Origin of the sequence: Halobacillus mangrovi (assembly GCF_002097535.1) — a bacterium.
GTDB classification, from domain to species: domain Bacteria; phylum Bacillota; class Bacilli; order Bacillales; family Halobacillaceae; genus Halobacillus; species Halobacillus mangrovi_A.
Genome location: NZ_CP020772.1, coordinates 1,546,335 through 1,570,827 on the forward strand (window position 1 = coordinate 1,546,335; position 24,493 = coordinate 1,570,827).

Annotated in this window: 33 protein-coding genes; 19 read left to right on the forward strand and 14 right to left on the reverse strand. The window is 40.1% G+C overall.

What is annotated here, in order from left to right; translation table 11 throughout:
* Nucleotides 1-13 precede the first annotated feature (13 nt).
* Entirely contained in the window at nt 14-952 is a 939-nt protein-coding gene (locus tag HM131_RS07435) for a M23 family metallopeptidase (RefSeq protein ID WP_085029161.1), read from the reverse strand.
* 82 nt (nt 953-1,034) lie between these two features.
* On the reverse strand, nt 1,035-1,655 hold the full coding sequence (locus HM131_RS07440) for a YhcN/YlaJ family sporulation lipoprotein (RefSeq protein ID WP_085029162.1): 621 nt from the start codon (nt 1,653-1,655) through the stop codon (nt 1,035-1,037).
* A 135-nt stretch (nt 1,656-1,790) separates the two neighbouring features.
* Here HM131_RS07440 and HM131_RS07445 point away from each other — a divergent pair, with 135 nt between their 5' ends.
* Nucleotides 1,791-2,066 carry a YutD family protein gene (locus tag HM131_RS07445; RefSeq protein ID WP_232324894.1) on the forward strand — a complete coding sequence of 92 codons (276 nt, stop codon included), beginning with the start codon at nt 1,791-1,793 and terminating at the stop codon, nt 2,064-2,066.
* A 33-nt stretch (nt 2,067-2,099) separates the two neighbouring features.
* Here HM131_RS07445 and HM131_RS07450 read toward each other — a convergent pair whose 3' ends face one another.
* Nucleotides 2,100-2,393: a cytosolic protein gene (locus tag HM131_RS07450; protein ID WP_085029164.1), complete on the reverse strand. Its 294-nt coding sequence runs from the start codon at nt 2,391-2,393 to the stop codon at nt 2,100-2,102.
* Between the two features lie 48 nt (nt 2,394-2,441).
* Nucleotides 2,442-2,708, reverse strand: coding sequence for a DUF3055 domain-containing protein (locus tag HM131_RS07455; protein WP_085029165.1), 267 nt, complete (start codon nt 2,706-2,708; stop codon nt 2,442-2,444).
* A 298-nt stretch (nt 2,709-3,006) separates the two neighbouring features.
* On the opposite strand from HM131_RS07455, the gene HM131_RS07460 reads away from it, so the two are divergent.
* Nucleotides 3,007-3,444: a DUF86 domain-containing protein gene (locus tag HM131_RS07460; RefSeq protein ID WP_085029166.1), complete on the forward strand. Its 438-nt coding sequence runs from the start codon at nt 3,007-3,009 to the stop codon at nt 3,442-3,444.
* A gap of 70 nt (nt 3,445-3,514) precedes the next feature.
* Nucleotides 3,515-4,297 carry a TIGR01457 family HAD-type hydrolase gene (locus tag HM131_RS07465; protein WP_085029167.1) on the forward strand — a complete coding sequence of 261 codons (783 nt, stop codon included), beginning with the start codon at nt 3,515-3,517 and terminating at the stop codon, nt 4,295-4,297.
* A 45-nt stretch (nt 4,298-4,342) separates the two neighbouring features.
* On the opposite strand, the gene HM131_RS07470 is transcribed toward HM131_RS07465, so the two are convergent.
* Both HM131_RS07470 and HM131_RS07475 read right to left on the reverse strand, forming a co-directional pair.
* Entirely contained in the window at nt 4,343-5,908 is a 1,566-nt protein-coding gene (locus HM131_RS07470) for a hypothetical protein (protein ID WP_085029168.1), read from the reverse strand.
* A gap of 130 nt (nt 5,909-6,038) precedes the next feature.
* Entirely contained in the window at nt 6,039-6,551 is a 513-nt protein-coding gene (locus HM131_RS07475) for a phosphatidylglycerophosphatase A family protein (protein WP_085029169.1), read from the reverse strand.
* A 199-nt stretch (nt 6,552-6,750) separates the two neighbouring features.
* Between HM131_RS07475 and HM131_RS07480 the strand changes: the two genes are divergently transcribed.
* Nucleotides 6,751-7,716: a 2-hydroxyacid dehydrogenase gene (locus HM131_RS07480; protein WP_085029170.1), complete on the forward strand. Its 966-nt coding sequence runs from the start codon at nt 6,751-6,753 to the stop codon at nt 7,714-7,716.
* Nucleotides 7,717-7,791: 75 nt separating this feature from the next.
* On the opposite strand, the gene HM131_RS07485 is transcribed toward HM131_RS07480, so the two are convergent.
* Nucleotides 7,792-8,013, reverse strand: coding sequence for a NifU family protein (locus HM131_RS07485; RefSeq protein ID WP_035511544.1), 222 nt, complete (start codon nt 8,011-8,013; stop codon nt 7,792-7,794).
* A 161-nt stretch (nt 8,014-8,174) separates the two neighbouring features.
* On the opposite strand from HM131_RS07485, the gene HM131_RS07490 reads away from it, so the two are divergent.
* From HM131_RS07490 to HM131_RS07505, 4 genes are all read left to right on the forward strand, one after another.
* A complete protein-coding gene (locus HM131_RS07490; RefSeq protein ID WP_085029171.1) occupies nt 8,175-8,510 on the forward strand; it encodes a YuzD family protein in 336 nt (111 codons plus the stop codon).
* 78 nt (nt 8,511-8,588) lie between these two features.
* A complete protein-coding gene (locus HM131_RS07495) occupies nt 8,589-8,819 on the forward strand; it encodes a YuzB family protein (protein ID WP_085029172.1) in 231 nt (76 codons plus the stop codon).
* Between the two features lie 132 nt (nt 8,820-8,951).
* Nucleotides 8,952-9,314, forward strand: coding sequence for a HesB/IscA family protein (locus HM131_RS07500; protein ID WP_085029173.1), 363 nt, complete (start codon nt 8,952-8,954; stop codon nt 9,312-9,314).
* Nucleotides 9,315-9,419: 105 nt separating this feature from the next.
* Complete coding sequence (locus HM131_RS07505; protein WP_085029174.1) at nt 9,420-9,686, forward strand: hypothetical protein; 267 nt, start codon at nt 9,420-9,422, stop codon at nt 9,684-9,686.
* Between the two features lie 45 nt (nt 9,687-9,731).
* Here HM131_RS07505 and HM131_RS07510 read toward each other — a convergent pair whose 3' ends face one another.
* A complete protein-coding gene (locus HM131_RS07510) occupies nt 9,732-10,718 on the reverse strand; it encodes an NAD(P)/FAD-dependent oxidoreductase (protein WP_085029175.1) in 987 nt (328 codons plus the stop codon).
* Nucleotides 10,719-11,017: 299 nt separating this feature from the next.
* Here HM131_RS07510 and HM131_RS07515 point away from each other — a divergent pair, with 299 nt between their 5' ends.
* The 3 genes from HM131_RS07515 to HM131_RS07525 all read left to right on the forward strand — a co-directional run bounded on the left by HM131_RS07515 (nt 11,018) and on the right by HM131_RS07525 (nt 13,617).
* Nucleotides 11,018-12,238, forward strand: a complete 1,221-nt coding sequence (locus HM131_RS07515; RefSeq protein WP_085029176.1) for an NAD(P)/FAD-dependent oxidoreductase — start codon at nt 11,018-11,020, stop codon at nt 12,236-12,238.
* Between the two features lie 287 nt (nt 12,239-12,525).
* Complete coding sequence (locus HM131_RS07520; protein WP_085029177.1) at nt 12,526-12,843, forward strand: YuiB family protein; 318 nt, start codon at nt 12,526-12,528, stop codon at nt 12,841-12,843.
* A 93-nt stretch (nt 12,844-12,936) separates the two neighbouring features.
* Entirely contained in the window at nt 12,937-13,617 is a 681-nt protein-coding gene (locus HM131_RS07525; RefSeq protein WP_085029178.1) for a 3D domain-containing protein, read from the forward strand.
* Between the two features lie 52 nt (nt 13,618-13,669).
* Here HM131_RS07525 and HM131_RS07530 read toward each other — a convergent pair whose 3' ends face one another.
* Nucleotides 13,670-14,152, reverse strand: a complete 483-nt coding sequence (locus HM131_RS07530; RefSeq protein ID WP_085029179.1) for a divergent PAP2 family protein — start codon at nt 14,150-14,152, stop codon at nt 13,670-13,672.
* A gap of 140 nt (nt 14,153-14,292) precedes the next feature.
* On the opposite strand from HM131_RS07530, the gene HM131_RS07535 reads away from it, so the two are divergent.
* Nucleotides 14,293-15,759: a leucyl aminopeptidase gene (locus HM131_RS07535; RefSeq protein ID WP_085029180.1), complete on the forward strand. Its 1,467-nt coding sequence runs from the start codon at nt 14,293-14,295 to the stop codon at nt 15,757-15,759.
* Nucleotides 15,760-15,877: 118 nt separating this feature from the next.
* Nucleotides 15,878-16,066, forward strand: coding sequence for a hypothetical protein (locus tag HM131_RS07540; protein WP_085029181.1), 189 nt, complete (start codon nt 15,878-15,880; stop codon nt 16,064-16,066).
* A gap of 36 nt (nt 16,067-16,102) precedes the next feature.
* Here HM131_RS07540 and deoD read toward each other — a convergent pair whose 3' ends face one another.
* Nucleotides 16,103-16,813, reverse strand: coding sequence for a purine-nucleoside phosphorylase (gene deoD, locus HM131_RS07545; RefSeq protein WP_085029182.1), 711 nt, complete (start codon nt 16,811-16,813; stop codon nt 16,103-16,105).
* Between the two features lie 188 nt (nt 16,814-17,001).
* Here deoD and HM131_RS07550 point away from each other — a divergent pair, with 188 nt between their 5' ends.
* Both HM131_RS07550 and HM131_RS07555 read left to right on the forward strand, forming a co-directional pair.
* A complete protein-coding gene (locus tag HM131_RS07550) occupies nt 17,002-17,490 on the forward strand; it encodes a cation:proton antiporter regulatory subunit (protein ID WP_085029183.1) in 489 nt (162 codons plus the stop codon).
* A 6-nt stretch (nt 17,491-17,496) separates the two neighbouring features.
* A complete protein-coding gene (locus tag HM131_RS07555) occupies nt 17,497-18,675 on the forward strand; it encodes a cation:proton antiporter (protein ID WP_085029184.1) in 1,179 nt (392 codons plus the stop codon).
* Between the two features lie 37 nt (nt 18,676-18,712).
* Here the strand turns inward: HM131_RS07555 and HM131_RS07560 are convergent, their stop codons facing one another.
* Entirely contained in the window at nt 18,713-19,099 is a 387-nt protein-coding gene (locus HM131_RS07560) for a kinase-associated lipoprotein KapB (RefSeq protein WP_085029185.1), read from the reverse strand.
* A 123-nt stretch (nt 19,100-19,222) separates the two neighbouring features.
* Between HM131_RS07560 and HM131_RS07565 the strand changes: the two genes are divergently transcribed.
* Complete coding sequence (locus HM131_RS07565; protein ID WP_085029186.1) at nt 19,223-19,402, forward strand: hypothetical protein; 180 nt, start codon at nt 19,223-19,225, stop codon at nt 19,400-19,402.
* A gap of 99 nt (nt 19,403-19,501) precedes the next feature.
* Nucleotides 19,502-20,074, forward strand: coding sequence for a superoxide dismutase family protein (locus HM131_RS07570; protein ID WP_085029187.1), 573 nt, complete (start codon nt 19,502-19,504; stop codon nt 20,072-20,074).
* Between the two features lie 262 nt (nt 20,075-20,336).
* Here the strand turns inward: HM131_RS07570 and HM131_RS07575 are convergent, their stop codons facing one another.
* A complete protein-coding gene (locus HM131_RS07575) occupies nt 20,337-21,512 on the reverse strand; it encodes a MalY/PatB family protein (RefSeq protein WP_085029188.1) in 1,176 nt (391 codons plus the stop codon).
* Between the two features lie 195 nt (nt 21,513-21,707).
* A complete protein-coding gene (locus HM131_RS07580; RefSeq protein WP_085029189.1) occupies nt 21,708-22,064 on the reverse strand; it encodes a helix-turn-helix domain-containing protein in 357 nt (118 codons plus the stop codon).
* A 400-nt stretch (nt 22,065-22,464) separates the two neighbouring features.
* Between HM131_RS07580 and yugI the strand changes: the two genes are divergently transcribed.
* Nucleotides 22,465-22,845, forward strand: a complete 381-nt coding sequence (gene yugI, locus HM131_RS07585; RefSeq protein ID WP_085029190.1) for a S1 domain-containing post-transcriptional regulator GSP13 — start codon at nt 22,465-22,467, stop codon at nt 22,843-22,845.
* Between the two features lie 69 nt (nt 22,846-22,914).
* Here yugI and HM131_RS07590 read toward each other — a convergent pair whose 3' ends face one another.
* Entirely contained in the window at nt 22,915-23,151 is a 237-nt protein-coding gene (locus HM131_RS07590; protein ID WP_085029191.1) for a DUF378 domain-containing protein, read from the reverse strand.
* A 150-nt stretch (nt 23,152-23,301) separates the two neighbouring features.
* Between HM131_RS07590 and HM131_RS07595 the strand changes: the two genes are divergently transcribed.
* On the forward strand, nt 23,302-24,468 hold the full coding sequence (locus HM131_RS07595; RefSeq protein WP_085029192.1) for an iron-containing alcohol dehydrogenase: 1,167 nt from the start codon (nt 23,302-23,304) through the stop codon (nt 24,466-24,468).
* Nucleotides 24,469-24,493 lie beyond the last annotated feature (25 nt).

Genomic DNA, 24,493 nt, shown 5'->3' on the forward strand with positions numbered 1-24,493 from the left:
CTAAGTGCGACGCTTATTTATTTTTGACCATACGCTCCCATTTTCTTAAATAGGGATAAGGATCAAACGACCATTCATTTTTTCCATTATCCTGGTACATTCCATAGTGTAAATGAGGCGGGAATTTTCCTGATGTTCCTGGTGGACCGTATCCGGAAGCTCCAACGGATCCTATAACATCTCCAGGCTGAACAACATCTCCTACCTTTACATCACTAAAGCTTTGAAGGTGCGCATAGTAATGGTAAATGTTAAAGATATCTCGAATACCTACACGCCATCCTCCGTATGTGTTCCAACCTTTCATTTCAATGACCCCGTAAGTCGTTGATTTCACAGGAACTCCATAGTTGGCAAAAATATCAGTACCTTCATGGATGCGCCTTCCTCCAAATCCTCTCGCGTCCCCCCAGGTACTTCTGTAACTATAGTTTGCCTGAAGGGGAAGGGGGAAATCACGGTTAGTCAAAGACACTGTTTGGAACTTTTCGAACACTTTTGCTGTGTTCATTATGGTTTGAACAGTAAGGTCCCTCTTGTAATAATTCCAAAGGGCGATTTTTATATCGTCTTTAGTTGTTCCGTATGATTTAATGTAATTGCCCATTGCCCACAATACGTCTTCGTCATTATTCAGTTTGGCCTTACCATCTCCACTGCCGTCTGCTCCCCATCCTTCAGGAAAATAGTCTGCGGGCATTTTGCCTGCACTGCCTGACCAAAATAAAGGATCAATCTCGATAGCTGTGACACGTCCTTCATTTGGATCGTCATGGACCTGTCTTTCAAACTGATCGATAGCAGCTATATATTCCCATGGAATTTCAGTAAGAGCAGAGGTCTTTTTATAAAGAGCCATCCGCGTTTCACTTTCCTCATCTGCAAAGACTTGTTCATCAGGTAAAGAAAATAAGGCAGCGGTGATTATGAATAGTATCCCTAAAAATTTCATTGATTTCACCTACGAAGTATTTGATACGTTTAGCTTTAACAACTTAAGAGCTGTTATGATTGGTAATGAAAGGGAGATGAAATCATTCTTCTGTATTTGGTTTAACATCCATGTTTGGCCCCACATCGGGCTGATCCATATCGTCTTGAGGGACATTGCCTTGCGGTGATTTCTTGATTTTCTTAACGATGCTATCGATAACTTCGTCATATTGCTCGTCGTATACTGTGGAAGTACTGACACTTTGAATATCTCCAAAAGAGGCTGGATCATCGGAAACGTACACATGGTAAAAGCTTGGAACAAGTGAATAAGCTGTTTTTTGTACCATATCTGCAGCTTGTTTACGAGAATAACCTTCTGGTTTCTGATAAGCCACTAGCACTTCATTATCTGTAACAAGAGCAGCAACATCTTCAAAACCGTCGTAACGCAGAATCATTCTTGATACCATATCTGCAACTTGCTCGCGGTTTACTTTAATTTCGCGGTTTCTCTCTTTACTTTGATCGAGTTGGTCTTTCTTAAAACGAACATACCCGACTTGTCCATCTAGTCCGTCATCATTATAGCTATCCATCGCATTTCCATTTAATGTATCTTCCTTCTGTTTTGTTTCTTCATCCTGTGGAGACTCCATGCATCCTGCAGAGAAGATAGCTATAAAGCCTAAGATCAGCACAATCATTAAGTTCTTTTTCATGTCAATCTCTCCTACTTTTTTAAGTTTGTTTTTAGGTTGGACGAATTTTAACGATTCATACCAAAACCGTACGTTTCGGTTTCCGTGCTGCGCTCGAAATATGATACACTTATGACAGAATAAGAGGTGATGTTGGTGGTCGAATTATTAGGTAAGACATATGAGCTTGTGGAGAATTACAGAGAAGCCTTTCAGCAAGAGGATGTGGAAGCCCGCTTCAGCGATATTTTAAGTAAATATGACTTCATCGTTGGAGACTGGGGTTATGGACAGCTTCGATTAAAGGGCTTTTACGATGATCAAAATTCTAAAGCTACGTTTGATACAAAAATAAGTACGTTAGAGGATTACTTATACGAGTATTGCAATTTTGGATGCGCTTATTTCGTATTAAAAAGGGTCAATCAATAAAACCGACGCGCTTGAGCCAAGCACGTCGGTCTTTTATTCCATCTGTTCTTCAGACGGTTTAAGGTCCTTATTTTTCTCATCATGAATAGGGTGGGACCCGTCCTCTTGTCGCTGAAGGTCCTGGTGCAATGATTTATTCTCATAGTTAAATGCACTATAGTACCGTTGTTGGTCTGTCCAAGGTGCGCTCTTCTCATTGGAAACCGGCTTGTCCTTATTTCTCGGAGAGCCGTATGGACCTTCGGGAAGTTGTTCCGGGGTCAGATAATTTCGCTGTGCTTCTACATTGGCAAAGTCTGAATAGAATTTTTTATCTTTTTTTCCCATAGTAAAACCTCCTTAGGAGTAGTTTCGCCAAAGGAGGTTTCATTATTCTCAGAGCAAGTCTGGTAAGTAGTTCCGGAGTTCTTCAGCTTCCATTGCGCTGAGCTGGAAGATATGCTCCAGGTGACCATCTTTCATGATGTTCTCAAGATCAAGTAACGCTTGACGGTTTTTGTGCAGATTAATGACCATGGTCTGATCATTAAAGTAGTCTGCTTTCATCAAAGCTAACTCGAACCGGTGGCTTCCGGCTGTAAAGGAAACAAATCTCGTACTGGTATCTTGAGTTACATCTTGAATAAGAGGCCTTTCTCCCATTTGTCATCATCTCCTATTCTTTATGGTGTGGATGGTTTAAAACATCACGTTCAGAAGTAGCCATAATAGCAACAGCCATATTATGCCCTTTTTCCATAATGTTAGTACCATTTATGTCAATTCTTCTATTATTAACCACTTAACTGTATTTTTTATGTTTTTGTGTGTGGTACTTTTTACATATTCACCTTATCCGGTGGACCCAAGTACTTTACTAGCCGTATTTTTAAGTGGAACCATGAATTGTGTTATCATGTTTATACATTTGGTTGAGAAAGTTATTTATGGAGGTTTTCTTATGTATTTCGTGAACCGTGAAAAAATCGAAGAAATTTTAACCTATATGGAAAAAGTACAGGAGTCCTATAGTCATTGGCATGAAGGAAGTTTTACGGATCAGCTGCTTTTAGAGCGTCTTGCTCATGTTAGTATTGAAGCTATCATTGATGTTGGTAATATGATGATTGATGGCTTTATTATGCGCGACCCTGGAAGCTATGAGGATATAATCGATATTTTAACGGATGAAAAGGTACTTCCTGCTGAGGAAATAGACGGGTATAAAGCATTTATCCAGTTGCGAAAAATGATTATACAGCAATACACAGACATTGATCATGAACACATTGCAAAAGTGTGGAATGAGGAGAACAAATCCATTCAGAATTTCCCAGATCGAATTCGTGATTATCTGACTAATGAACTTGGGCCAGTTTCAGCTTTTTCAAAAGAGTAAAATTCTGTTCATTGGTTTGGTGAAATGGTCGCGTTTCATCGCGATCCTTACATAGAGAGAAGGTGGAAGATTGAAATCATATAGAGGATATTTTATTGATCTCGATGGAACGATGTATAAAGGCAAGGAGAAAATAGAAGGGGCAGCTGAATTTGTTGAGAGTTTAAAAAGAAAGCAGCTCCCCTTTTTGTTCTTAACCAATAATTCCTCCAAGACACCGGAACAGATTGCAGAGAAATTAAATCATTTAGGCGTTCAAGCTTTAAAAGAAGAAGTATTTACAAGCAGTCTTGCAACGGCTACCTTCATTTCAGAACAAAAGCTAAAAGCCAAGGTGTATGTGATAGGAGAAGAAGGCCTCAGAGAAGCGATTACACAGGAAGGACATCAAATAGTAGATGAAAATGCCGATTTTGTTGTGATTGGCATTGATCACGAAATCACCTACGAGAAGTTGGCCAAAGCTTGTCTGAATGTAAGAAATGGAGCGGAGTTTCTTAGTACAAATAGTGATATTGCTATTCCGACAGAACGAGGAATGATGCCGGGAAATGGAGCTATCACTTCAGTAATCTCTGTAAGTACAGGCGTAAGTCCGCTCTTTATAGGTAAACCGGAAGCTGTCATTATGAAACAAGCGCTTCATCTAATGGGTTGTGACGAACAATCAGCCTTGCTAGTTGGAGACAATTATCATACGGACATTCTTGCCGGCATCCAGGCAGGAATGGATACGCTCATGGTGGAAACAGGAGTAAGCTCGTTTACAGATATTGAGGAGATAGAAAAGCAGCCTACGTATAAATACAAAGATTTGTTTGAAGTCATCGAAGATATGGAAAAAGCCACCTAAGGGTGGCTTTTTTTAGATGGTCTGAGTATCATAATGGTTTTTGCTTTATATTAGATAAGGTCCGAAAAATACGGTTATAAATGACACGTGGATCCCAATAAAATAAGTTAATTGCACCAGGGTAGACCAGTCTCTGACTTTTGCCCCATATCTAAGAATGACTAGAGAAGCCAATGCGAAACCGATCAAATAAATAAACGAACTACCTGTAAAGCTCAAATAGCTAGGAGCATTCGCCATCACAGCATCAGTAAAAATGGTTCCCTTGAATATAAGAGCTGCTACTAAATAAATCAGTACACCTGTATAGAAGATCCATGACTGATCCTGATCAAGCGACCGGTTATTGGCGATGGTGATGAAAACAATGAACACGAGCGGCCAAATGAACCATATCACAGTAATGACTGCCGCTAAGAAGCTATAGGATAACATTCCGATTGTTTTACCTAAGGATTGAATAAAGACACTTTGTGTTATACCAGATGTTCTATCGATAACTGTTTGGTCAGTGGATGCAAGATAGATTCTATTGTTTTCCTCCCCTCCGTGATCAATCCAAACGACTGTTTTATCATCCAGCCAAACAGGATTTGAAGAGGAATTAGGGGTGTTGCTTAATCGCGTAACCGTTGGCGTCGATTCGCTGCTCACTTCTGCCTTGTAAATATTGAATTGCAGAGCATCTTTAAACGTTGTTTTCGTCGAACCAAAGGCTTTAAACAATAAGGTGGGCTTGTCATCTATGATTTTCATCTTTATATCGGATAGTTCTCTTAGTTCTCTATTTCCATGTGGATCTTTAAAGGATATTTGTTTCAAGTCGGGAGTCTCTCCTATAGGTGTGTCGGCAAAATAATAAAAATTAGTCATTTTGCCTGAAGAGCTCTGCTTTTGAACCGTAGACATTAGCAGAAGGTAGTTGCAGTTATGAGTGGTAAATTGAATATCCTTTACTTCCTCTGAACTTTTAACATCAAAAGAGGTTGAACCAATTTCTTTAATTTTATTTTCATTTAATTGATAAAAAGTAAGAAGATTTCCATCTGTATTGTTCGACTGAGAAATGACATGAACTCCTTGCTCTGATTGATCGACGATTAATGAAGCATTGTTATCTTGTAACTCAAAAAGCTGGGTTGAAGTCATTTCATCTGTATGTAGTAAATAAAGAGCATTTTCTTTTTTGTAAAGCAACTTTTCTTTTAAAGGAAAAAAATCTGTAATATCTTGTATCTTTTCCTTCGTTTCACCATTGAACATCGAATAATAATCGGAATAAATCAGTTTATCATCGTTCACAAAAATGGATGTGAATTTATCAACAGGGATATCATAGGCTTTATCCGATATAAGTTCATAGTTATCGTTGTAGATATTTTGCTGAACACCATCGTTTGTCAAGTAGGAGAGGGATCGTTGGCCATCTTCAGTTTGGTGCACAAAAGGTTCTTGTTCAAATGAAGTCTTGCCTATTTTTAATCCACGACTCCAATTGTCATCAGGGGGTTCAGAGACGTCTTGATAGTTCTCTAAAAAAAGAACTGAAATGGCGATCATAATGATGATCGTGGGGGCTAGCCAAACCATGATCGATTTTATTTTCTTCATCGTATAAACTTCCTTTCCTTACCATTCATGGGATTTGTTATGAATCCTCTGTATGACATACGTACGAATGCATGATAAGGTTTCAGAAAATTAAAAAATACCGTACCTCAGGCACGGTATTTTATAAAGGTTAATCCTCTTCTGGGTCTGTATCGCCAGCAATACTGTGGGCGAGCCGGCTGGACGCCGCAGCTGCAATTGCCCCGACAATATCATCTAAGAATGTATGGCATTCACCTGAAGATTTGTCATTTAATTTTTGAAGAATACCTGGTTTTTGTTTATCAATGTATCCATAGTTTGTAAATCCGATCGAACCATAGACATTGACAATGGAGAACGCTATGATCTCATCCACTCCATATAATCCTTCATCTGTTTGGATTGTAGAGAGCAGCGGTTCCTCCAGTTGATTTTTTTCGGCCAGTTTATCCAATTGGATGCCTGTAATAATAGCATTTTGAATTTCGCGTTTTTTCAACACGCGATTTACGTTGTGACGGCATTCATCCATCGAAAGATCATCATGGTATTTGGATTGCAAATAGTAAACGAGATCAGCCATATCATCGATCGTGACGCCTCGTTCCTGAAGCCATTCTCTTGCCGTTGTTTCCAGTGCAGTTACTTTGTCTTTTGCCATATTGTCAAAAACCTCCCTGCCTAACATCTTTTCTGATGCTCTATACCCTTGTTATTAATGAGAAAAACGGAAGGGTTACAATAAGTATATCAGAATGTAATGCTGTCCGTGATTCCTTCAGCTTTTATTATACCTAAGGATTTACAAGGTCATGTATGTGATAAACTGAGAAAGAATGACAGAACGGAGGAGGAATATGATGAATAAACCTTATGTGTACATTACTCGGTTATTACCTGAGGAAATTGTTAAGCCTTACCGCGAACATCTGAACATCGGCATGTGGCAAGAAGAAGAGAAGCCTGTCTCCAAGGAAAAGCTTGAAGAGGAGAGCCAAAGAGCTGACGGTTTATTAACGATGCTGACTGACCCAATGGACGAGGACTTGCTGAAGAAAACGGATCGTCTGAAGATCATCGCAAATATGGCTGTAGGATATGACAATATCGATGTGGACACTGCCTCAAAATTTGAAATTAAAGTTACGAATACTCCGGACGTTTTAACAGACACAACCGCAGATTTAACATTTGGGCTATTAATGGCTGTTGCCAGAAGAATGGTCGAAGCAAACCAGTACATTAAAGATGATCGCTGGGGCCCATGGTCTCCACTACTTTTAGCAGGGACAGATGTACACCATAAAACAATCGGCATATTTGGAATGGGACGGATCGGCGAAGCAGTTGCCCGCCGTGCCCGTGGTTTTGACATGGACATACTTTATCATAACCGCTCAAGGAAAAAAGAAACAGAACACGAATTAGGAGCGGAGTATGTAGAATTTGAAGAGTTATTAGAGAAATCAGATTATGTAGTTTGTATGGCTCCTTTAACAGATGAAACCCATCATATCTTTGACAGAGACGCTTTTAAGAAGATGAAAAAGGAAGCGATTTTTATCAATGCCTCTCGAGGAGCTACTATGAACGAAGAAGATCTGTACAAGGCCCTTGAAGCTGGAGAAATTGCCGGGACTGGACTGGATGTGTTTGAACAAGAACCAATCAGGAAAAATCATCCTTTGCTTGAGCTTAATCAGGTTGTCTGTTTACCTCATATAGGATCTGCTACCGTTGAAACAAGGCATAAGATGATGCGGCTTTGTCTAGATAACTTAGTGAAATACTTTGAAGGGGACAAGCCCTTGACTTCCGTTAATTAAAACAAAGCCGCACACTAAAAAATAGTGTGCGGCTTTTACATGAGTTAAACTTATTGGTCGAGCGTCTATTGACGCTTAAAATACTTGCTCCACTTCATAAATACCAGGTACTTCCTGAGCTAACGCACGCTCAATGCCTGCCTTTAAAGTAATCGTAGAACTTGGGCAGTTTCCACAAGCGCCCATCAAACGTAAACGGACGATACCATCCTCAACATCTACGAGTTCAACGTCTCCCCCGTCGCGAAGTAAAAATGGGCGAAGTTTGTTAAGTACTTCTTGAACTTGTTCATGCATGTTCAATCTTCCCCTTTCTGTAACCTTATTATAAAACGAAATCACTAAAAAATCTATTGTCGTCTCCCAGTAAATTGATTGAGAACCATTTTCATTTTATCTTTTTTTAGAACTTTTGTAAAATGAAATAAAAGAATTTCGGCTGTGGGGGAGTGGTTATAATGAACAAAAAAAAGATTAAGGTTACAGTATATGGTGCCGAAGTGAAATGTGCAAGCTGTGTGAATGCGCCTGGGTCTAAAGAGACATACGAATGGCTGCAAGCAGCTATTGCTAGAAAATATGATGATAACGCCATTTCATATCAATATTTCGATATCCATACATCTGGTCAAGAAGGTGCGGATGGGGATTTGATCGATCAGCTTCTTGAAGAAGAATTGTTTTATCCCCTTGTTGTTGTTGAAGGGCAGATTGTAGGGGAAGGAAACCCGCGGTTAAAGTCCGTGTATAAGGCACTTGAAGCTAATGGTGTACAAACTGATCCAGATTCGTGAATTCTCTATATTTCCTGCATAACGTGTGATAAAATATGTGAGGATAGGGTTTCATCCAGAGATATAGAGGTGATTTGGATGAATCCGTTAATTGAATTTTGCATTAACAACTTAGCTAACGGTGCCCAAGAGGCTATGGAGGAACTGGAAAAAGATCCAGATCTCGATGTAGTAGAGTACGGTTGCCTAAGCAACTGTGGTCTTTGTTCGCAATTTTTATATGCACTCGTCGATGGAGAAAGAATTATTGCAGACACACCAAAAGAATTAGTTGATCATATATACCAACACCTGGAAGAGACCCTATAAAATGGTGTGGCATAAACGAAGGCGCTTATAACAAAGCGCCTTTTTTGATGTATTTTATTCCAGTCCTTCTGTTTGATAAAATCGCCTCAGGTTAGTATACTTACAGTAATGAGATGAAAGGAGAGGCTCAAGATGATTCTCAATATTACAGAAGCAGCTAGTCACCAAATTAAACAAATGATGAAGGAAGAAGATAATGAAAACGTACGCCTTCGTTTCGGTGTTAAAGGTGGAGGCTGTAGCGGATTGTCTTACGCGATGGGCTTCGAAGATGAAATTAATGAAGAATTAGACATTGTTGAGGAATCCAATGGTATTCCTTTCGTCATTAATAGACAAGATGCTGCAATTGTTGAAGGAACAACGATTGACTTTAAACAGAACATGATGGGTGGCGGGTTTACAATTGATAATCCCAATGCCATCGTATCCTGCGGCTGTGGATCATCCTTCAAGACGGCTACAAATGCCGGTACTCCAGATCCGAATTGTTAAAGATAAAAACCTTCCTATCAGGAAGGTTTTTTATGTTTAAACAGAAGATGACAGGCTGATCCCCCATAAAATAAAATGAAGGCTTATTTATTGAGGGGGAACAAGATGAAGGAGTTTATGAAGAGCTGTCTCTCGTTGAATGAGTACCGAATCAGTGCTCTTATCATTGGTTATTTCATTACGCTTTTAACTACGATGTATCAGTACATCCAAACAGGAACAGTTGATCAGAACGTGCAAAATATCCTGCTCACTTTCATTTATATCGTTGGAGGCATTCAAGTATCCAATCATATTAAAGAGTATGCAATGACTAAAAGCAACAATGAAACGATAAAAAGTCAAGAGAGTTCATCATCTGAAAATAAATAGACATAAGAAAAGAAGGATGCTCACATGCATCCTTCTTTTTTCATTTTAGGAGAAAATACTTGTAGAGTGCTTAGGCTGCACACGTGCGCTTGGATCAATATACGCTTTGGCGTTATTGACGGCCGTAGGACCTTCTCCAAATCCAGAAGCGATCAGTTTTACTTTTCCAGGGTACGTACAGATGTCTCCTGCAGCATAAATCCCTTTAATGTTCGTCTCCATTTTTGAGTTAACAACTATACTGTTCTTCTCGATTTCGAGCTCCCAATCTTTAATAGGACCTAAAGAGGAGATAAAGCCATAGTTCACGATGACGTCATCAACATCGATCGTTTCGACACGGTCTCCTTTGACTTCTTTCAATTCAACTTGTTCGATCTTATCGTCACCGATCATTTGTTCAGGGGCGAACGGTGTCATTATATTTACGCTTGAATTTTTTAGTTGAGCCACGCTATGTTCATGGGCGCGGAATTTATCTCGTCGGTGGACAAGAGTCACTTGATTGGCGATTGGTTCAAGCATTAATGACCAATCAACGGCAGAATCTCCACCACCACATATCATGACATTTTTATCTTGGAATTGGTTCATATCACTGACATGATAATGAAGGTTTTTTCCTTCGTATTTTTCTGTTCCTTCTATTTTGAGCTTTCTTGGCTGGAAAGCTCCGTTTCCTGCCGTAATGATGATTGTTCTTGTATAGTGAACTTCCTTATCTGTTGTCAATTTAAGTACATCGTCTTCCAAACGCTCTACACTCACAACTTCTTGTTCAAGAGCGATGGTAGGATCAAAAGTCATGGCTTGCTCTTCAAGATTATCTACAAGCTCCTGAGCTCTTACCTTTGGGAAACCTGCAACATCATAAATGTACTTCTCTGGATAAAGGGCTGTAAGCTGTCCGCCCAGGTGCGGCAGACTCTCGATAATTTTCACACTTGCTTCACGCATGCCACCGTAAAAAGCAGTGAATAAACCTACAGGGCCTCCACCTATGATCGTTATATCATATATGTTATCACTCATAATTTTCCTCCTGTTCGAAAAATGTCACTAAAATTCATTCTATCATAAAATTTTTCTACATGGGAATAATGGGGAGGTGTAAGCCTTTTCAATGAGAAATAATTTTTACATTATTTTGATAAATAGATTTTGGGTTGAAAATAAAAAGAAAAAAGTCTAAGATGGGACTAGACAACATTTTACGTATTTGTGACAATTTTTAATACTAGTCGACAGGCTTTTTTTTATGAAAATTTGTGTGAAACGAGTCACAAAGAATAATCGGATATTAAAAAATACGAGATGGAAGTGATTAAATCATGAAGAACCCTAACATTGTCATCCTCGGAGCAGGCTACGGAGGAATAATGACAGCTGTCAAGCTGCAGAAAAGTCTAGGTGCAAATGACGCGAACGTTACGTTAGTGAACAAGCACAGCTACCACTATCAGACAACGTGGCTACACGAGAACGCTGCAGGTACACTTCATCATGATCGTACGCGTATTCAGATCAAAGACGTGGTCAACACGAGTAAGATCAACTTTGTACAAGATTCAGTAACGGCTATCAAACCTGATCAAAAGAAAGTCTTGTTGGAAAACGGTGAACTTTCCTATGACTATCTTGTGATCGGTCTTGGTTTTGAAGCAGCTACTTTCGGAATTCCAGGGTTGAAAGAGCATGCCTTTACGATTGGCAGCATTAACAGTGCTCGTCTAATTCGTCAGCATATCGAGTATAATTTCGCTAAATACAATAACGAAGCAGATAAAAAACAAGAACGCTTGAACATCGTTGTCGGTGGTGCAGGCTTTACTGGTATCGAATTCGTAGGAGAGCTTGCAAACCGTGTTCCTGAACTATGTAAGGAATATGACGTTCCACGTGAAAATGTTCGTATCATCAACGTGGAAGCAGCGCCAACGGCACTTCCAGGCTTTGATCCTGAACTAGTGGAATACGCAATGAATTCTCTTGAAGGACGCGGTGTGGAATTCAAAATTGGCGCGATGATTAAAGAAGTTACAGCGGACAAGCTTGTTTTTGAAAAAGACGAGCAGCGTGAAGAAATTCCTACAAACACAGTTGTATGGGCAGCCGGTGTTCGCGGTAACTCTATCGTTGAAGAGGCTGGTTTTGAATCAAACCGCGGCCGTACTCCTGTTAGTGATGAACTTCGTCCAAAAGGTTATGATGATGTATTCATCGTTGGAGACTGTGCGCTTCTATTCAATGAAGAAACAGAGCGTCCATACCCGCCAACAGCTCAAATTGCTATCCAGCAAGCAGAACATACGGCGGAAAACCTTACAAAATTGGTTAAAGGAAATGGTCACTTAGAACCATTCAAACCAGATCTGAAAGGAACTGTAGCTTCTCTTGGACACAATGACGCGATCGGTGTTGTATTCGACGATAAAAAGCTATTCGGCTGGTCAGCAACAGCAATGAAGAAGGTTATCGACAACCGTTATCTTCTTAAACTAGGTGGACCAGGTCTACTAATGAAAAAAGGTAAATTGAACTTCTTCTTTTAATAAAGAGTGAGTAAAAAAAGCAAAGGCAGCTGAGACTGCCTTTGCTTTTTTGATGCTCCACACCGGCAAGTGTTGGGGACTTCCATGAGGCTTGCGCATTTCTATTGTCCAGCTCCAGCGCCCAGATCCTCGAGCCATAAGCCAAGACCCTCTGTGAGGAAAGAACACCTCACTGAGGGTCTTGGCTTTAGCTGTTCGGATCTACCAGGGCACTTGCGCATTTCCAGAATCAATTATAAAATGAACGTTGGAGAAATTTACGTTGATGCGGGTTTAGGGGGATCTTTTTGAATATTGTTCAATTCGTTGTTTCCATGTTATTGTTCTTTGTTTTATTTTTTGGAATCTCTTTTCTTTTAAATATGATTTTAAGGTCTTCATGGATCATGTCTTTTGTGTACCCGGCTATCGTTTTATTGATTGTCGATGATTTTCCTTGGACGAGATATTTTTCAGCACCGACCGATTCATTTCCAATGGTGTTTGAGCACATCGCTAATTTGAAGTTCGTCGATATATTTATTTTACTTAGTGGCTTTGCTGGCACAATAGTAGCGGGGGTAGTCATAAGGTTTCTTAGGAAAAGTGGATATCAGATGTTTTAATGAAAAAGCTGAAGTGGACGTGAAGACGTCTGCTTCAGCTTTTTTGTATAAAATTAGCAAGCTTGGACATGATTACACCTAGAGGTGATTTTCATGAAAAAGCGTACGAAGAAAGTACTATTTATTAGCTTGTTTGTGTTGGCTTTTTACAGTACTTTAGCGAATGTATCTAATATTTCGATTACAGATTTAGATGATTGGATCGCAGCTAAGTTCAATGCGGATACGTTCGAAGGTACGTCACTTAACGAAAAAGAAGTGAATATCAATGAGAAATCATTAAATGTGAAGCAGGCTCAGCAAAGGTATGTATCGAGTGCGACTGTAAAAGCAGCTCAAAGTTTGGCTGAATCTATTGATCTCACTCAATATCCTGCTCATACGGTTGTAGCTACAGGCTATACAGCTGGGGAAGAGTCAACGGGGAAGACGCCTGAGCACCCAGAGTATGGGATTACTTATTCAGGTGTGAACGTTAAGCGAGATTTGTATTCGACGATTGCAGCAGATTTAAGTGTATTTCCAATCGGAACAGTCCTGTTTATCCCGGACTATGGTTATGGTGTCGTTGCAGATAAAGGCGGGGCTATAAAAGGAAATAAATTAGATTTATATTTCCCTACTGTACAGGATGTGTATGATCAATGGGGAAAGAGGACTTTAGAAGTTTTCGTGATTAAAAATGGGACAGGTGAATTGACGGAAGAAGAACTTGTCCAACTGAATGAGAACGAAGCGTTACAAGTTTTTCGCACTCAAATGCAAAGTGGATGATTTACAAAACCCCGCTCTAAAATAAGAGCGGGGTTTTGTAATTTTTATAAAACTAATAGATGAGAGTATGAAGCAAGAAAGTAAGTAATATTCCTGTCAATCCGCCGAAAAAGACTTCAATAGGCTGGTGTCCCAGCAATTCCTTCAATTCTTCTTTCTTTTGATATTCCTCTTTATTCCCCCAATCTCTCGCTTCACTTACAAAACGATTGAAATCTTTCAATAAAATATTAAGCATGATGGCTTGTTCGCCTGTTTGTCTTCGTACCCCAGTAGAATCGAACATGACGATAATTGTAAATACGCAAGCGACAGCGAATATAGGAGAATCAAAACCACGTTCAATCCCAACACCTGTAGCAAGAGCAGTAACAGCCGCTGAGTGGCTGCTTGGCATCCCCCCAGTACTGAAGGCGAGACTGGCATTAAATTTCCTTGAAGCGATAAAGTTTATCGGGACTTTAACAACTTGTGCAAAAAAAATAGCGGCGATCGAAGCCCATAAGGGGAAATTTTGCAGTAAATCAAGCAACATGGTGACATCCTTTCCAGACAGAGAGGTTTAATATGTATTCGTATGATTAAACGTTACTTTAGATTGTCATTATATCACAATTCTGAGTTGTTCGTATTAAGGAAATATTTTTTGTATACTAAGAAACAGAGGTGATAATGGTGTTCAATATTAAAAACAAACGAACTGAAAATGATCAGACCCTCCTCATAGGTCTTTTTAAAGAGGAATCAGAAGAAGAGGTTTCTACCAATGTAGATTCTTCATGGAAAGAAACAGCCAATATGTACATAAGAAGCGGGGATATTTCTAATCGATACAAAACCTTATCAAAGGTACTTTCCCCTAATCAGAACAAAAGGGAATATTATCTTGGCCTAGGCAAGAAGAAAGAATTAACAAAGCATTCCTTTAGAAAAGCACTAGGCCATGCCTTTCAATCCATTGTTAAAGAAGGGCACGAAGGAATAACAGTAGACTTTGCAAGTTTGAATTCTCATTTATCTATAGAAGAATTAGGTGAAATTATAGGCGAAGCTTTATTTACTTCGACTTACCATTTGCCTTCATTCAAAACAAAACGCCAAGAACCAAAAATGATTCAACAACTTCATGTGATCTATGAAGGAAAAGAAGAACCTCTTTTGAAAGCTTTAGAGAAAGGGTATGCCTTAGCACAGGGAGTTAATACGGCTCGTCATCTTGTCCACTTGCCCGCAAATATTCTCACACCAAATGAACTGGCTGAATTCTCTAAGACTTTAGCTGAGGATCATGAATTTGAGATTGATATTCTTGAAAAAGAGGATATGGAAAAGCTGGGCATGGGTGCGTTACTCGCAGTCAATCAAGGATCGGTTGAACCTCCTAAGGTGATCGTAATAAAGTATCAAGGACTGGAAAAGTGGGAAGACGTAACAGCTTTTGTCGGCAAAGGAATTACGTATGATACTGGAGGATACTCCATAAAGTCTAAGACGGGAATGCCAGGGATGAAAGGGGACATGGGCGGTGCCGCTGCTGTCCTTGGAGCGATGGATACCATCGGCCGCTTGAAACCAAAGAAGAATATTCTTGCTGTCATTCCTTCTACAGATAATATGATAGCCGGAGACGCTTTTAAACCCGATGATGTCATTTCTTCTATGAGTGGAAAAACCATAGAGGTTTTAAATACGGATGCGGAAGGCCGACTGGCATTAGCGGATGGAGTCACTTTTGCGAAAAGCCAAAAAGCAGACCGAATTTTTGATGTGGCTACCCTTACTGGAGGAGTGGTAACTGCGTTAGGTTCCTGGATGACTGGAGCGATGACGAACCATCAAGAGTTATTCAATGACCTTCAGCAAATCGCAGAAGAGATGGGAGAGCCGATTTGGCAGCTTCCATACAATGAAGATTATAAAGCTCAAGTAAGAAAGAGTGACATCGCAGATTTGAATAACTCTCCAACACGAAAAGCACACGCCATTATGGGCGGAGCTTTTGTCGGAGCTTTTGTAGAAGAAACGCCGTGGGTACACTTAGACATCGCTGGTACTTCTATTTCAGAAAGCCCGCACGATCTAGGTCCTAAAGGCCCTACAGGTGTGATGTCAAAAACATTAGCTGGCTACGTTTTGTCATAACCGGATGACCCCCAGGCGATCGATTGCCTGGGTAATTTTTATAAAAGTAGGTACACACCCACCCGGATCCGATTAGTCTGTATAAGATACAGAGAACTCGATTCGGGGAGGGGAGAAGATGTCCCTTCAAAGAAAAAGAATAGTCGAAATAGAAGACTGCGCAGGTCAACAAGTGGTTGTTTCTACAAAAGACTGGGTATATATAGGTAAGCTTGAGGTAATCACTTCCGGAGAACTTATAATAAACGTGGGAGATTTGTTGCTTACAGTAAATAGGGAAGATGTTGATAACGTGTTGGTAAAATAAAACACCCCGCTAACGTGTAGGGGGTGTCTTCATAATTTAGTCTTGAATCGCAGCCTCAAGCGCTACCTCAATCATATCATTAAATGTCGTTTGACGTTCTTCTGCTGTTGTTTCTTCACCTGTAAGGATATGGTCACTTACGGTAAGAACTGAAAGGGCCTGGCGGTTATATTTAGCTGCTAGCGTGTAAAGAGCAGTTGTTTCCATTTCCACAGCTAATACATTGTATTTAGCCAGCAAGTTAAAAAGGTCCATGGCCTCATCGCGATAGAAGCTGTCACTAGTGAAGACATTTCCGACGCGAAGCTTTAGTCCTTTATTTTCACCGGCTTCATAAGCGTTCTTCAATAAATTGAAGTCTGCTGTAGGTGCAAAATCAATGCCACCGAACACCATGCGATTCATTTGAGAATCTGTGGTTGATGTGGAAGCAAGGATAACGTCACGGACTTTAACATCACTTTGAAGCGCTCCACAGGAACCAACACGAATTAATTTTTGAACGCCATAGCTTTCCATTAGTTCATTAACATAGATGGAAATAGAAGGTACGCCCATTCCTGTTCCTTGCACGGAAATTCTTTCACCTTTGTAAGTACCAGTATAACCATACATGCCACGTACTTCGTTGTAGCATGATACATCTTCTAAGAAATTTTCAGCAATATATTTAGCGCGCAATGGATCGCCGGGTAAAAGAATTTTGTCAGCGATGTCTTCAGGTTTTGCTCCGATATGTGTTGTCATAGGTATTCCCTCCTCAATATCTTTAACTATTTTAAATTACCACACCACTATGGAGAAAACAAATACCAGTAAAAGCTTGTGAGGCTGAAGTTAGAAGGTTTCCTTTCTAATGCAAATAGGGTTTAGAAAAGATGTTTGGTATAATCACTAAGTATAGGAAAGAGATGAAAGTAAGGAGTGCATGTGTCGTGAATATATCTATATCCCAGCTTCCTGGGATCGGACAAAAAATTTCTTTGAAAACAGGCGAAGATAGCATGCTTGTTCTAATCGTCCATCACACTGGGAAAAGGGAACTTTACTTTTTTGAAGATGCCGATAGTGAAGAAGCAGACTTTGCCATGGACTTAACTTCAGATGAAACACGGGAACTAGGGGCTCAGCTTCTTGGTGCTACCTACCAGCCAGTTGATGCAGACAAACTGAAAATTTTTCAAAACCAGATTGTTATTGATTGGGTGGAATTAGAAGGAAAGTCCAGCTTGGCTTATAAAACCATAGAGGAATCTGAAATAAGAAACAAGACTGGAGCTACTATTATTGGCATCGTAAAAGGAGACGAAACTATTGCGATTCCAGAAGCAGATACCAAACTACAGCCGGGAGACGTCATCATGACTATTGGAAAGCAGGATCAAATCGATACCTTGTCCGACTTGTGTAAAGGAGAGGAATGATGACCCTTGCATTCTGAATTTCCATCCCTGCTTGGCGCGGGGCTTATTTTGCTATTCATATTTTACTTAGGTTTTTTGAGTCTTAAGATTAAATTGCCCAATGTCATTCTTTATATCTTACTGGGAATTATTCTCGCGGATTTCGTTCATGAGAGCGAACTTTTGCATTTTGCCAGTGAAATTGGGATTGTATTGTTGTTTTTCCTTCTTGGGTTAGAATTTAATGTAAAACGTTTGGGTGGAATAGCGAAGAAAATATGGCCATCAGGACTTCTGGATGTATTTCTGAGTCTAGGAGTGACGACAGGAATTGCTCTATTGTTTAATTTGGACTTATTCTCAAGTTTTCTGATTGGCGGGCTCGCCTACGCTACAAGTTCGTCAATTACGGCTAAGCTTTTGGACGACAGGGGTCGAATGGCGAACACAGAAACAGAATTTATGTTAGCCATTCTGATATTCGAAGACCTTGTGGCCCCGATTGTTGTAGCGATTTTGTTTGGAGTGAGTACGGGTGAGAGCTTCGCCTCATCTACATTCCTGTTGCTCGTCGGAAAAATCATAGGGTTGACCGTTTTAGCCATTGTGCTTGGAAAAACCGTATTCAAGCGATTTGAGAGGTTTCTTGATCGAATTGATGATGAAGACTTCAAAATTGCTTTACTAGTAGGCATTGCGCTTGCTTATGGTGGACTAGCCTTATACCTCGGACTGTCCGAAGTCTTGGGGGCATTCCTTGCCGGGATGATGTTAGCGGAGATTGGACGAATTGAAAAAGTCGAACAGACCGTTTTTCCTGTCAGGGATCTCATGCTTCCTACATTTTTCATTTACTTTGGAACAACGATTGAGCTTGGTGATGGCATTCCTATGGTAGGGCTTCTGGCTGCTGTTCTGGTATGGTCTGTCATCGCTAAGATCTTACTCGGTGTACTAGGAGGCCCGATGTATGGTCTGTCTAGGCGCGTTTCTCTTCGTGCAGGATTATCCTTATGTGCACGTGGAGAATTCTCGGTTGTCATTGCCAGTGTGGCGACAGGAGTGATTAAGGTATTCAGTGGAATATACATTTTAATTGCTGCCTTTATCGGTATGTTTCTTTTCGAACAAGCCTCAGCCATTACAAATAAAGTATATGGTAAGCCTGTGAAGAAGAAGAAAAACCTGAAAGTGCCAGGAAATTAAAAAAGAGAGGGAGCTCTTTGGGCCACCTCTCTTTTTGCTACTTTTGAAAGTACTGGTGTTCTAAATCCTCCAGCTGCTTATACGCTTGCTGGTTAAATTTCGTTTCTCTTCTCGTTAACTTTGCTTTCAACTGTTCAATGGATTCGATAAGTGATTCTTTATAGTCAGGAATGGAGGAACCTTCATAGGGATGAACCGCTTCTTTTTGAATGTTTGCTTTTTCCATATAACTTAGTGCTTTTCTTTGATGAAAGAATACCCCTTCTGTTTTTCCAGGATTATGAAGGTCTCCTTGCATAGGGTGTTTCTCCACAGCTAAAATTTTTACTAAGTAAAAGCGATTTCGATCTTCAACGAGTTCCCCTATATAAATCCCTGATTTATAGTGGGCTTTCACTATGCTGCCGATGCTCAAATCTGCCATTTGCATTCCCCCTCTATAGGACATTGTATCAAAGAAGTGAATTGTGAAGAAATCATGAAGTACGTGAAGTGAAGGGCCGCTTTCTGCTATAATGGGGACACAAGGGAAGGAAGTGATGCTCCTATGATGGAATTTCTTTATTTTCCTCAAGACAAAAGCGAGTACATTCCCGCTGTTCTTATGCTTCTTTTATTTATTATCCTTGCAGCCGTTACTATGATTGTTCTTATAAAAGCATCTCAAAAAGAGGAGAAGAAAACCAACCATACGTACCGACTAGAAGAACACGAGAATGAAAACTGACAAGACCACGCCGGAGAATCCAGCGTGGTTTTTTGTTATAGATTCCGTAATCTTGGGGAGACTAACTCAATAAACGCTAGAGATGGTTGAGGTGTAAGGATGAGGAAATGGATAAGCTTCTTCTTATTAAGTGGCGCATTACTTTCTGGATGTACTGGTGACCAGCGATCTCCTCTGGACACTTCCATTTATAATCAATCTAATGATAAGATCGGAACGGCTTCATTAACAGAAAAGCCCGATGGCGTAGAGGTGGCTTTGAAGGTTGAAGGTCTGGAGCCTGGGGTCCATGCCGTTCATATTCACGAGTTTCCGAAGTGTGAGGCCCCTGAATTTAAAAGTGCAGGGAATCACTTTAATCCAAAATCAAAGGATCATGGTTTGATGAATACTGATGGTGCACATGCAGGGGATATGCAGAATGTTCAAGCTGACGCCAGTGGTATGGTGGATGTTAAACTAATGCTCTCCGAAGCAAAGCTTAAAGAAGGGCAAATGTCCCTATTAAGAAAAGAAGGCACATCCATTGTTATTACCAACGGACAAGATGATGGAATGACTCAGCCTGCAGGTGATTCAGGAGATAGAATTGCGTGTGGCAAAATTACGCTGGATGCTGATGAAGATGAAGCCAGTGACCCTACTGAGCCGGATAAAAAACAAGAAAAATAGCAGGTAAAAGAGACTGGGACAAAACTGAATGAACCAAAAGATTCCGAACGATTTAGCAAAAATCAGTTCGGAATTTTTATGGACTAAATAGGGTTTAATTACCGCTCAAACACAGGAAAGACCTCAGCTTCCTCAAAAAGTAAAGACGCTTTTCTTTGGGATCTTCGGCTCGCGCTGATCCATGTAAGTTTCCAGCGTTAGCTTTTTAACCTCACTGCTTTACTATGGCCTAGACCCTTCTCTCGACAATTTGGGTAAAAAACTATTTGTGTTCATGAACGGCTTGGATGATTCTGCTTACCCCATCTTCGACAATGGAGCGAGGGGCGGCAAGGTTCATTCTCATGAAGCCTTCACCTTCATCTCCGAAAGATGCTCCATCATTTAAGCCGACTTTTGCTTTTTTCTGCATGAAGGATTTCAGTTCTTTCTGTGAAAGATTTAACTCCCTGCAATCGAGCCATAAAAGATAGGTGCCTTCGTTCGGAATCACCTTGAGCGCGTTCGTTTCTTCGTGAAAACGTTCCATCACATAGTCCCGATGTGATTCAAGGATTTCTTTCAATTCATCTAGCCAATCAGCGCCATGTTTATATGCAGCTTCCATGGCTGTAATTCCTAAAGTGTTTAACATGAACATCCCTTGATTGTTAAATTGTTTATCAAGTGCCTTTTTCATCTTTTTATTTGCCGTGACAATGTAAGAGGCCTGCAAACCAGCTAAGTTAAAGGTCTTCGTTGGAGAAAGGCAAGTAATCGTATTTTGGTTTGCTTCCTCGGAAAGAGAAGCAATCGGAATATGTGTATGAGATCCTAAAACTAAGTCCGCATGAATTTCATCGGATACGATTGTGACATTATGTTTGAGACAAATTTCGCTCATCTTTTCTAATTCATCTTTTGTCCACACTCTTCCAACAGGATTGTGAGGGTTGCAAAGAATGAACATGGTTACGTGATTTTCCTTAATCTTCTGTTCAAAATCATCAAAGTCAATTTCGTATTGGCCGCCGTTAAGGGTCAATGGGTTTTTAACCACATGCCTCCCATGACTTTTTACCACACTATAAAAAGGCGGATACACAGGGGTTTGAATAAGGATGTGATCGCCGATTTCTGTAAGAGATTGGATAATCATATGAAGGGAGGGGATGACACCTGGGCTATAACTGATCCAATCTGCATCAATATCCCAATTGTGTCTTGTTTTAAGCCAATTCCCAATATGGTCTTTTACAAGATCGTCGGGGATGGTATAGCCAAAAATGCCGTGGTCCACACGTTCTTTTAATGCTTTCATCACAGCCTCTGGGGTTTTGAAATCCATATCTGCTACCCACATGGGCAGTACCTCTTTATCTTGATATAATTGTTCTGCCATATCCCACTTTACAGACCTTGTCCCTTTTCTTGTAATCACTTCTTCGAAACGGTTCAAATCAAACTCCTCCAAATTCTCTAGTCTTTTTATTTATCATAACCGAAAGCAGATGATCGATGAAAATAAGTTGTTTGAGGAATTTTAATCAAAAAAAAAGCAAAGCGAACGTTCGCTCTGCTTAAACAGGGGGAATACGAGAAAGTCTTACGTTACTATATATAACCAGCTTTTATAGGTTTTAAACCTATTAATTTATTTTTTTTGCTGATTTAATTCATATAGTAGATTCATTGCTTTTAAAACGTCTTGTTCAGAGAAGTCTCGCGCTTTTTTCAGAATCAATTTTGAGCTTTTTACTCCGATCTCCTGAATTAATTTCTCTAATTCATAGTCGATGTTTGTATCATTTTCATCTTCGAACTCCATCAGTTCAGATGCAGGAATATCCAGTACAGTGGATATTTTCAATATCGTATCAAGCTCAGGTACGCGTTCGTTGGATTCATAGCTCTCTAGAGTCGTTACTCCTAATCGTGCCTTCAAGGCTAAATCCTCTTTAGAGATGTTTTGTGCCTCTCGATATTTTCTAATATTATCTCCAACAGTCATATGAACTCCTCCTATGAGTGCTTTTCTTTTATTATATCATGACAGCAAATTATGGATGAGCAAATTTTCCATCAAATTGTGAACACTTTGACACTCATTCATAATAGCTAGTAAATGATGAGGTGGGGAAAAATTTTCGGTTTGAGGCTGCACGTTGTGCCTATCCCTGCAAAAGCGCAGACGAGCGTCTATAACTATAAAAAACTCGTGATATATTTTGTAGAGCCATTGGGACGAAGTGCAGGATAAGCCGAACTTAGCTGAACATTCATCGAATGACTAAGTAACACGCTTCAGCTTCTTTTCTTTAAGAATTTGGTTTTGCTAAATGGTACGAACTGTGGTAAAATCATTAATTGCGTGAAAAGAAGCGAATAATATATATCAGGAGTTGTATAGAATGTCAGAGAAGTTTCAAGAAGGTCAAGTATTAGAAGGTAAAGTCACTGGAATTCAACCTTATGGTGCTTTCGTAGCCCTTGATGATCAAGTTCAAGGTTTAGTTCACATTTCAGAGGTGACTCACGGATTTGTAAAAGATATTAACGAACATCTTTCAGAAGGTGATGAAGTTCAGGTTAAAATTTTAAACATTGATGAAGAGAAAAATAAATATTCTCTTTCTATCCGTGCGACACAAGAGGCACCAAAGCAGCGCCCTCGTAAACAAGCTGCTGCACCTAAGCAGCAAGAAGATGCTCAAGCAGGGTTCAACACACTAAAAGATAAACTAGAAGACTGGATCAAACAGTCTGACGATCGCGAAAAATTTCGCAAATAAATGAAAAGTTATGGACTAGTCTTTTAAAAGACTAGTCCATTTTTTATTTAATATTTACTAACTCTTGTCCTATTCAGCAGATTCTGCAGTTGTGTCACTATATTCGGCAGCCGGGGAGAAGTAAAGGGAAATGGCAATAAGTCCACTAATGCCAACAAGTGTATAGATGACACGTGCGAATGCTCCACTTTGTTCTCCGCCTCCAAATAGACCGGCAACAAGATCATACTGGAACAATCCGATTAATCCCCAGTTAATGGCACCAATGATGACTAACAATAGGGCTACACGTTGAAACCAACTCATATGACGCACTCCTTTCTAATCCGAAATTTTATTCACTCATAGCTTGAACTAGCCAGCAGGAAATATACATATTGCATATCTTTTGAGTATTAGAAGAAATTCGGAGATAATATGACTCGAGACTTTTTAGTTAAGAAGGGAGATCTCAACATGGAAACATTCACTTATTACAATCCGACAAAGCTGATCTTTGGTAAGGATCAAGTTACACAACTGCCAGATCAATTGCCTGCTGGTACCAAAAAGGTATTGCTTGTTTATGGCGGTGGCAGTATTAAAAAGAATGGTGTATATGATCAAGTCATGGATCAATTAAATAAAGCGGAAGTTCAAGTCCATGAGCTTTCAGGAGTTGAACCAAACCCAAAACTCACCACTGTTTATAAGGGTGTTGAGATTTGCAAGAATGAAGATATTGACTTTTTGCTTGCGGTAGGAGGCGGCAGTGTCATTGATTGCACAAAAACTATTGCCGCTGGAGCAAAATACGATGGTGACGCTTGGGACCTTGTGACAAGACAAGGGACTCCTGAGGACGCGATTCCATTTGGAACGGTTCTGACTCTCGCTGCAACAGGTTCTGAGATGAACGCAGGTTCTGTGATCACGAATTGGGAAACGAATGAAAAGTATGGATGGGGAGCTCCTCCTTTTACCAATCCAAAGTTTTCGATTCTAGACCCTGCCAATACAGCTTCAGTACCGCGAAATCAGACGATCTATGGAATTGTTGATATGATGACTCACTTGTTTGAGCAGTATTTCCATACACCGACGCAATCGCCTGTACAGGATGAGATGATTGAAGGCGTATTGAGAACCATCATTGATACAGCACCGAAACTCCTTGACGATCTAGAGTCTTATGAGTATAGAGAAACCATTCTTTATGCTGGTACAATCGCCCTAAATGGAATGTTGCAAATGGGATACCGTGGAGATTGGGCAAGTCACAATATTGAACATGCCGTTTCTGCCGTATATGATATTCCTCACGCAGGCGGTTTGGCTATCTTATTTCCGAACTGGATGAAGCACAATTTGAAGGTAAGGCCTGAGCGTTTTGCTCAGCTTGCTACAAACGTATTCGGAGTAAATGCAGAAGGTAAGTCTGAACAGCAAGTAGCAGAAGAAGGCATTGAAGCGCTTCGTTCCTTCTGGACTTCTCTAGGCGCTCCTGAAACACTTCGTGATTATGAGATTACGGATGAAAAATTTGATGTTATCGTAGATCGTGCTATGAAGCGCGGGCCATTTGGTAACTTCAACAAATTGGAAGCAGAAGACGTTGAGAAAATCTTAGAACTATCCAAATAATAGGAGGAAGAAGTTCAGGAATAAT

Bases quoted from the DNA above. Each gene is read 5' to 3' on its own strand.
- HM131_RS07485 (WP_035511544.1), bottom strand. From the start codon at position 8,013: ATGCATGAACAAGTTCAAGAAGTACTTAACAAACTTCGCCCATTTTTA.
- HM131_RS07455 (WP_085029165.1), bottom strand. From the start codon at position 2,708: ATGGGAGAAAGGCCTCTTATTCAAGATGTAACTCAAGATACCAGTACG.
- HM131_RS07475 (WP_085029169.1), bottom strand. From the start codon at position 6,551: ATGGCAAAAGACAAAGTAACTGCACTGGAAACAACGGCAAGAGAATGG.
- HM131_RS07515 (WP_085029176.1), top strand. From the start codon at position 11,018: ATGAAGAACCCTAACATTGTCATCCTCGGAGCAGGCTACGGAGGAATA.
- HM131_RS07595 (WP_085029192.1), top strand. From the start codon at position 23,302: ATGGAAACATTCACTTATTACAATCCGACAAAGCTGATCTTTGGTAAG.
- HM131_RS07440 (WP_085029162.1), bottom strand. From the start codon at position 1,655: ATGAAAAAGAACTTAATGATTGTGCTGATCTTAGGCTTTATAGCTATC.
- HM131_RS07490 (WP_085029171.1), top strand. From the start codon at position 8,175: ATGAACAAAAAAAAGATTAAGGTTACAGTATATGGTGCCGAAGTGAAA.
- HM131_RS07495 (WP_085029172.1), top strand. From the start codon at position 8,589: ATGAATCCGTTAATTGAATTTTGCATTAACAACTTAGCTAACGGTGCC.
- HM131_RS07460 (WP_085029166.1), top strand. From the start codon at position 3,007: ATGTATTTCGTGAACCGTGAAAAAATCGAAGAAATTTTAACCTATATG.
- HM131_RS07480 (WP_085029170.1), top strand. From the start codon at position 6,751: ATGAATAAACCTTATGTGTACATTACTCGGTTATTACCTGAGGAAATT.
- HM131_RS07435 (WP_085029161.1), bottom strand. From the start codon at position 952: ATGAAATTTTTAGGGATACTATTCATAATCACCGCTGCCTTATTTTCT.
- HM131_RS07565 (WP_085029186.1), top strand. From the start codon at position 19,223: ATGATGGAATTTCTTTATTTTCCTCAAGACAAAAGCGAGTACATTCCC.
- HM131_RS07530 (WP_085029179.1), bottom strand. From the start codon at position 14,152: ATGTTGCTTGATTTACTGCAAAATTTCCCCTTATGGGCTTCGATCGCC.
- HM131_RS07540 (WP_085029181.1), top strand. From the start codon at position 15,878: ATGTCCCTTCAAAGAAAAAGAATAGTCGAAATAGAAGACTGCGCAGGT.
- HM131_RS07570 (WP_085029187.1), top strand. From the start codon at position 19,502: ATGAGGAAATGGATAAGCTTCTTCTTATTAAGTGGCGCATTACTTTCT.
- HM131_RS07560 (WP_085029185.1), bottom strand. From the start codon at position 19,099: ATGGCAGATTTGAGCATCGGCAGCATAGTGAAAGCCCACTATAAATCA.
- HM131_RS07470 (WP_085029168.1), bottom strand. From the start codon at position 5,908: ATGAAGAAAATAAAATCGATCATGGTTTGGCTAGCCCCCACGATCATC.
- yugI (WP_085029190.1), top strand. From the start codon at position 22,465: ATGTCAGAGAAGTTTCAAGAAGGTCAAGTATTAGAAGGTAAAGTCACT.
- HM131_RS07510 (WP_085029175.1), bottom strand. From the start codon at position 10,718: ATGAGTGATAACATATATGATATAACGATCATAGGTGGAGGCCCTGTA.
- HM131_RS07590 (WP_085029191.1), bottom strand. From the start codon at position 23,151: ATGAGTTGGTTTCAACGTGTAGCCCTATTGTTAGTCATCATTGGTGCC.
- HM131_RS07525 (WP_085029178.1), top strand. From the start codon at position 12,937: ATGAAAAAGCGTACGAAGAAAGTACTATTTATTAGCTTGTTTGTGTTG.
- HM131_RS07500 (WP_085029173.1), top strand. From the start codon at position 8,952: ATGATTCTCAATATTACAGAAGCAGCTAGTCACCAAATTAAACAAATG.
- deoD (WP_085029182.1), bottom strand. From the start codon at position 16,813: ATGACAACACATATCGGAGCAAAACCTGAAGACATCGCTGACAAAATT.
- HM131_RS07505 (WP_085029174.1), top strand. From the start codon at position 9,420: ATGAAGGAGTTTATGAAGAGCTGTCTCTCGTTGAATGAGTACCGAATC.
- HM131_RS07450 (WP_085029164.1), bottom strand. From the start codon at position 2,393: ATGGGAAAAAAAGATAAAAAATTCTATTCAGACTTTGCCAATGTAGAA.
- HM131_RS07580 (WP_085029189.1), bottom strand. From the start codon at position 22,064: ATGACTGTTGGAGATAATATTAGAAAATATCGAGAGGCACAAAACATC.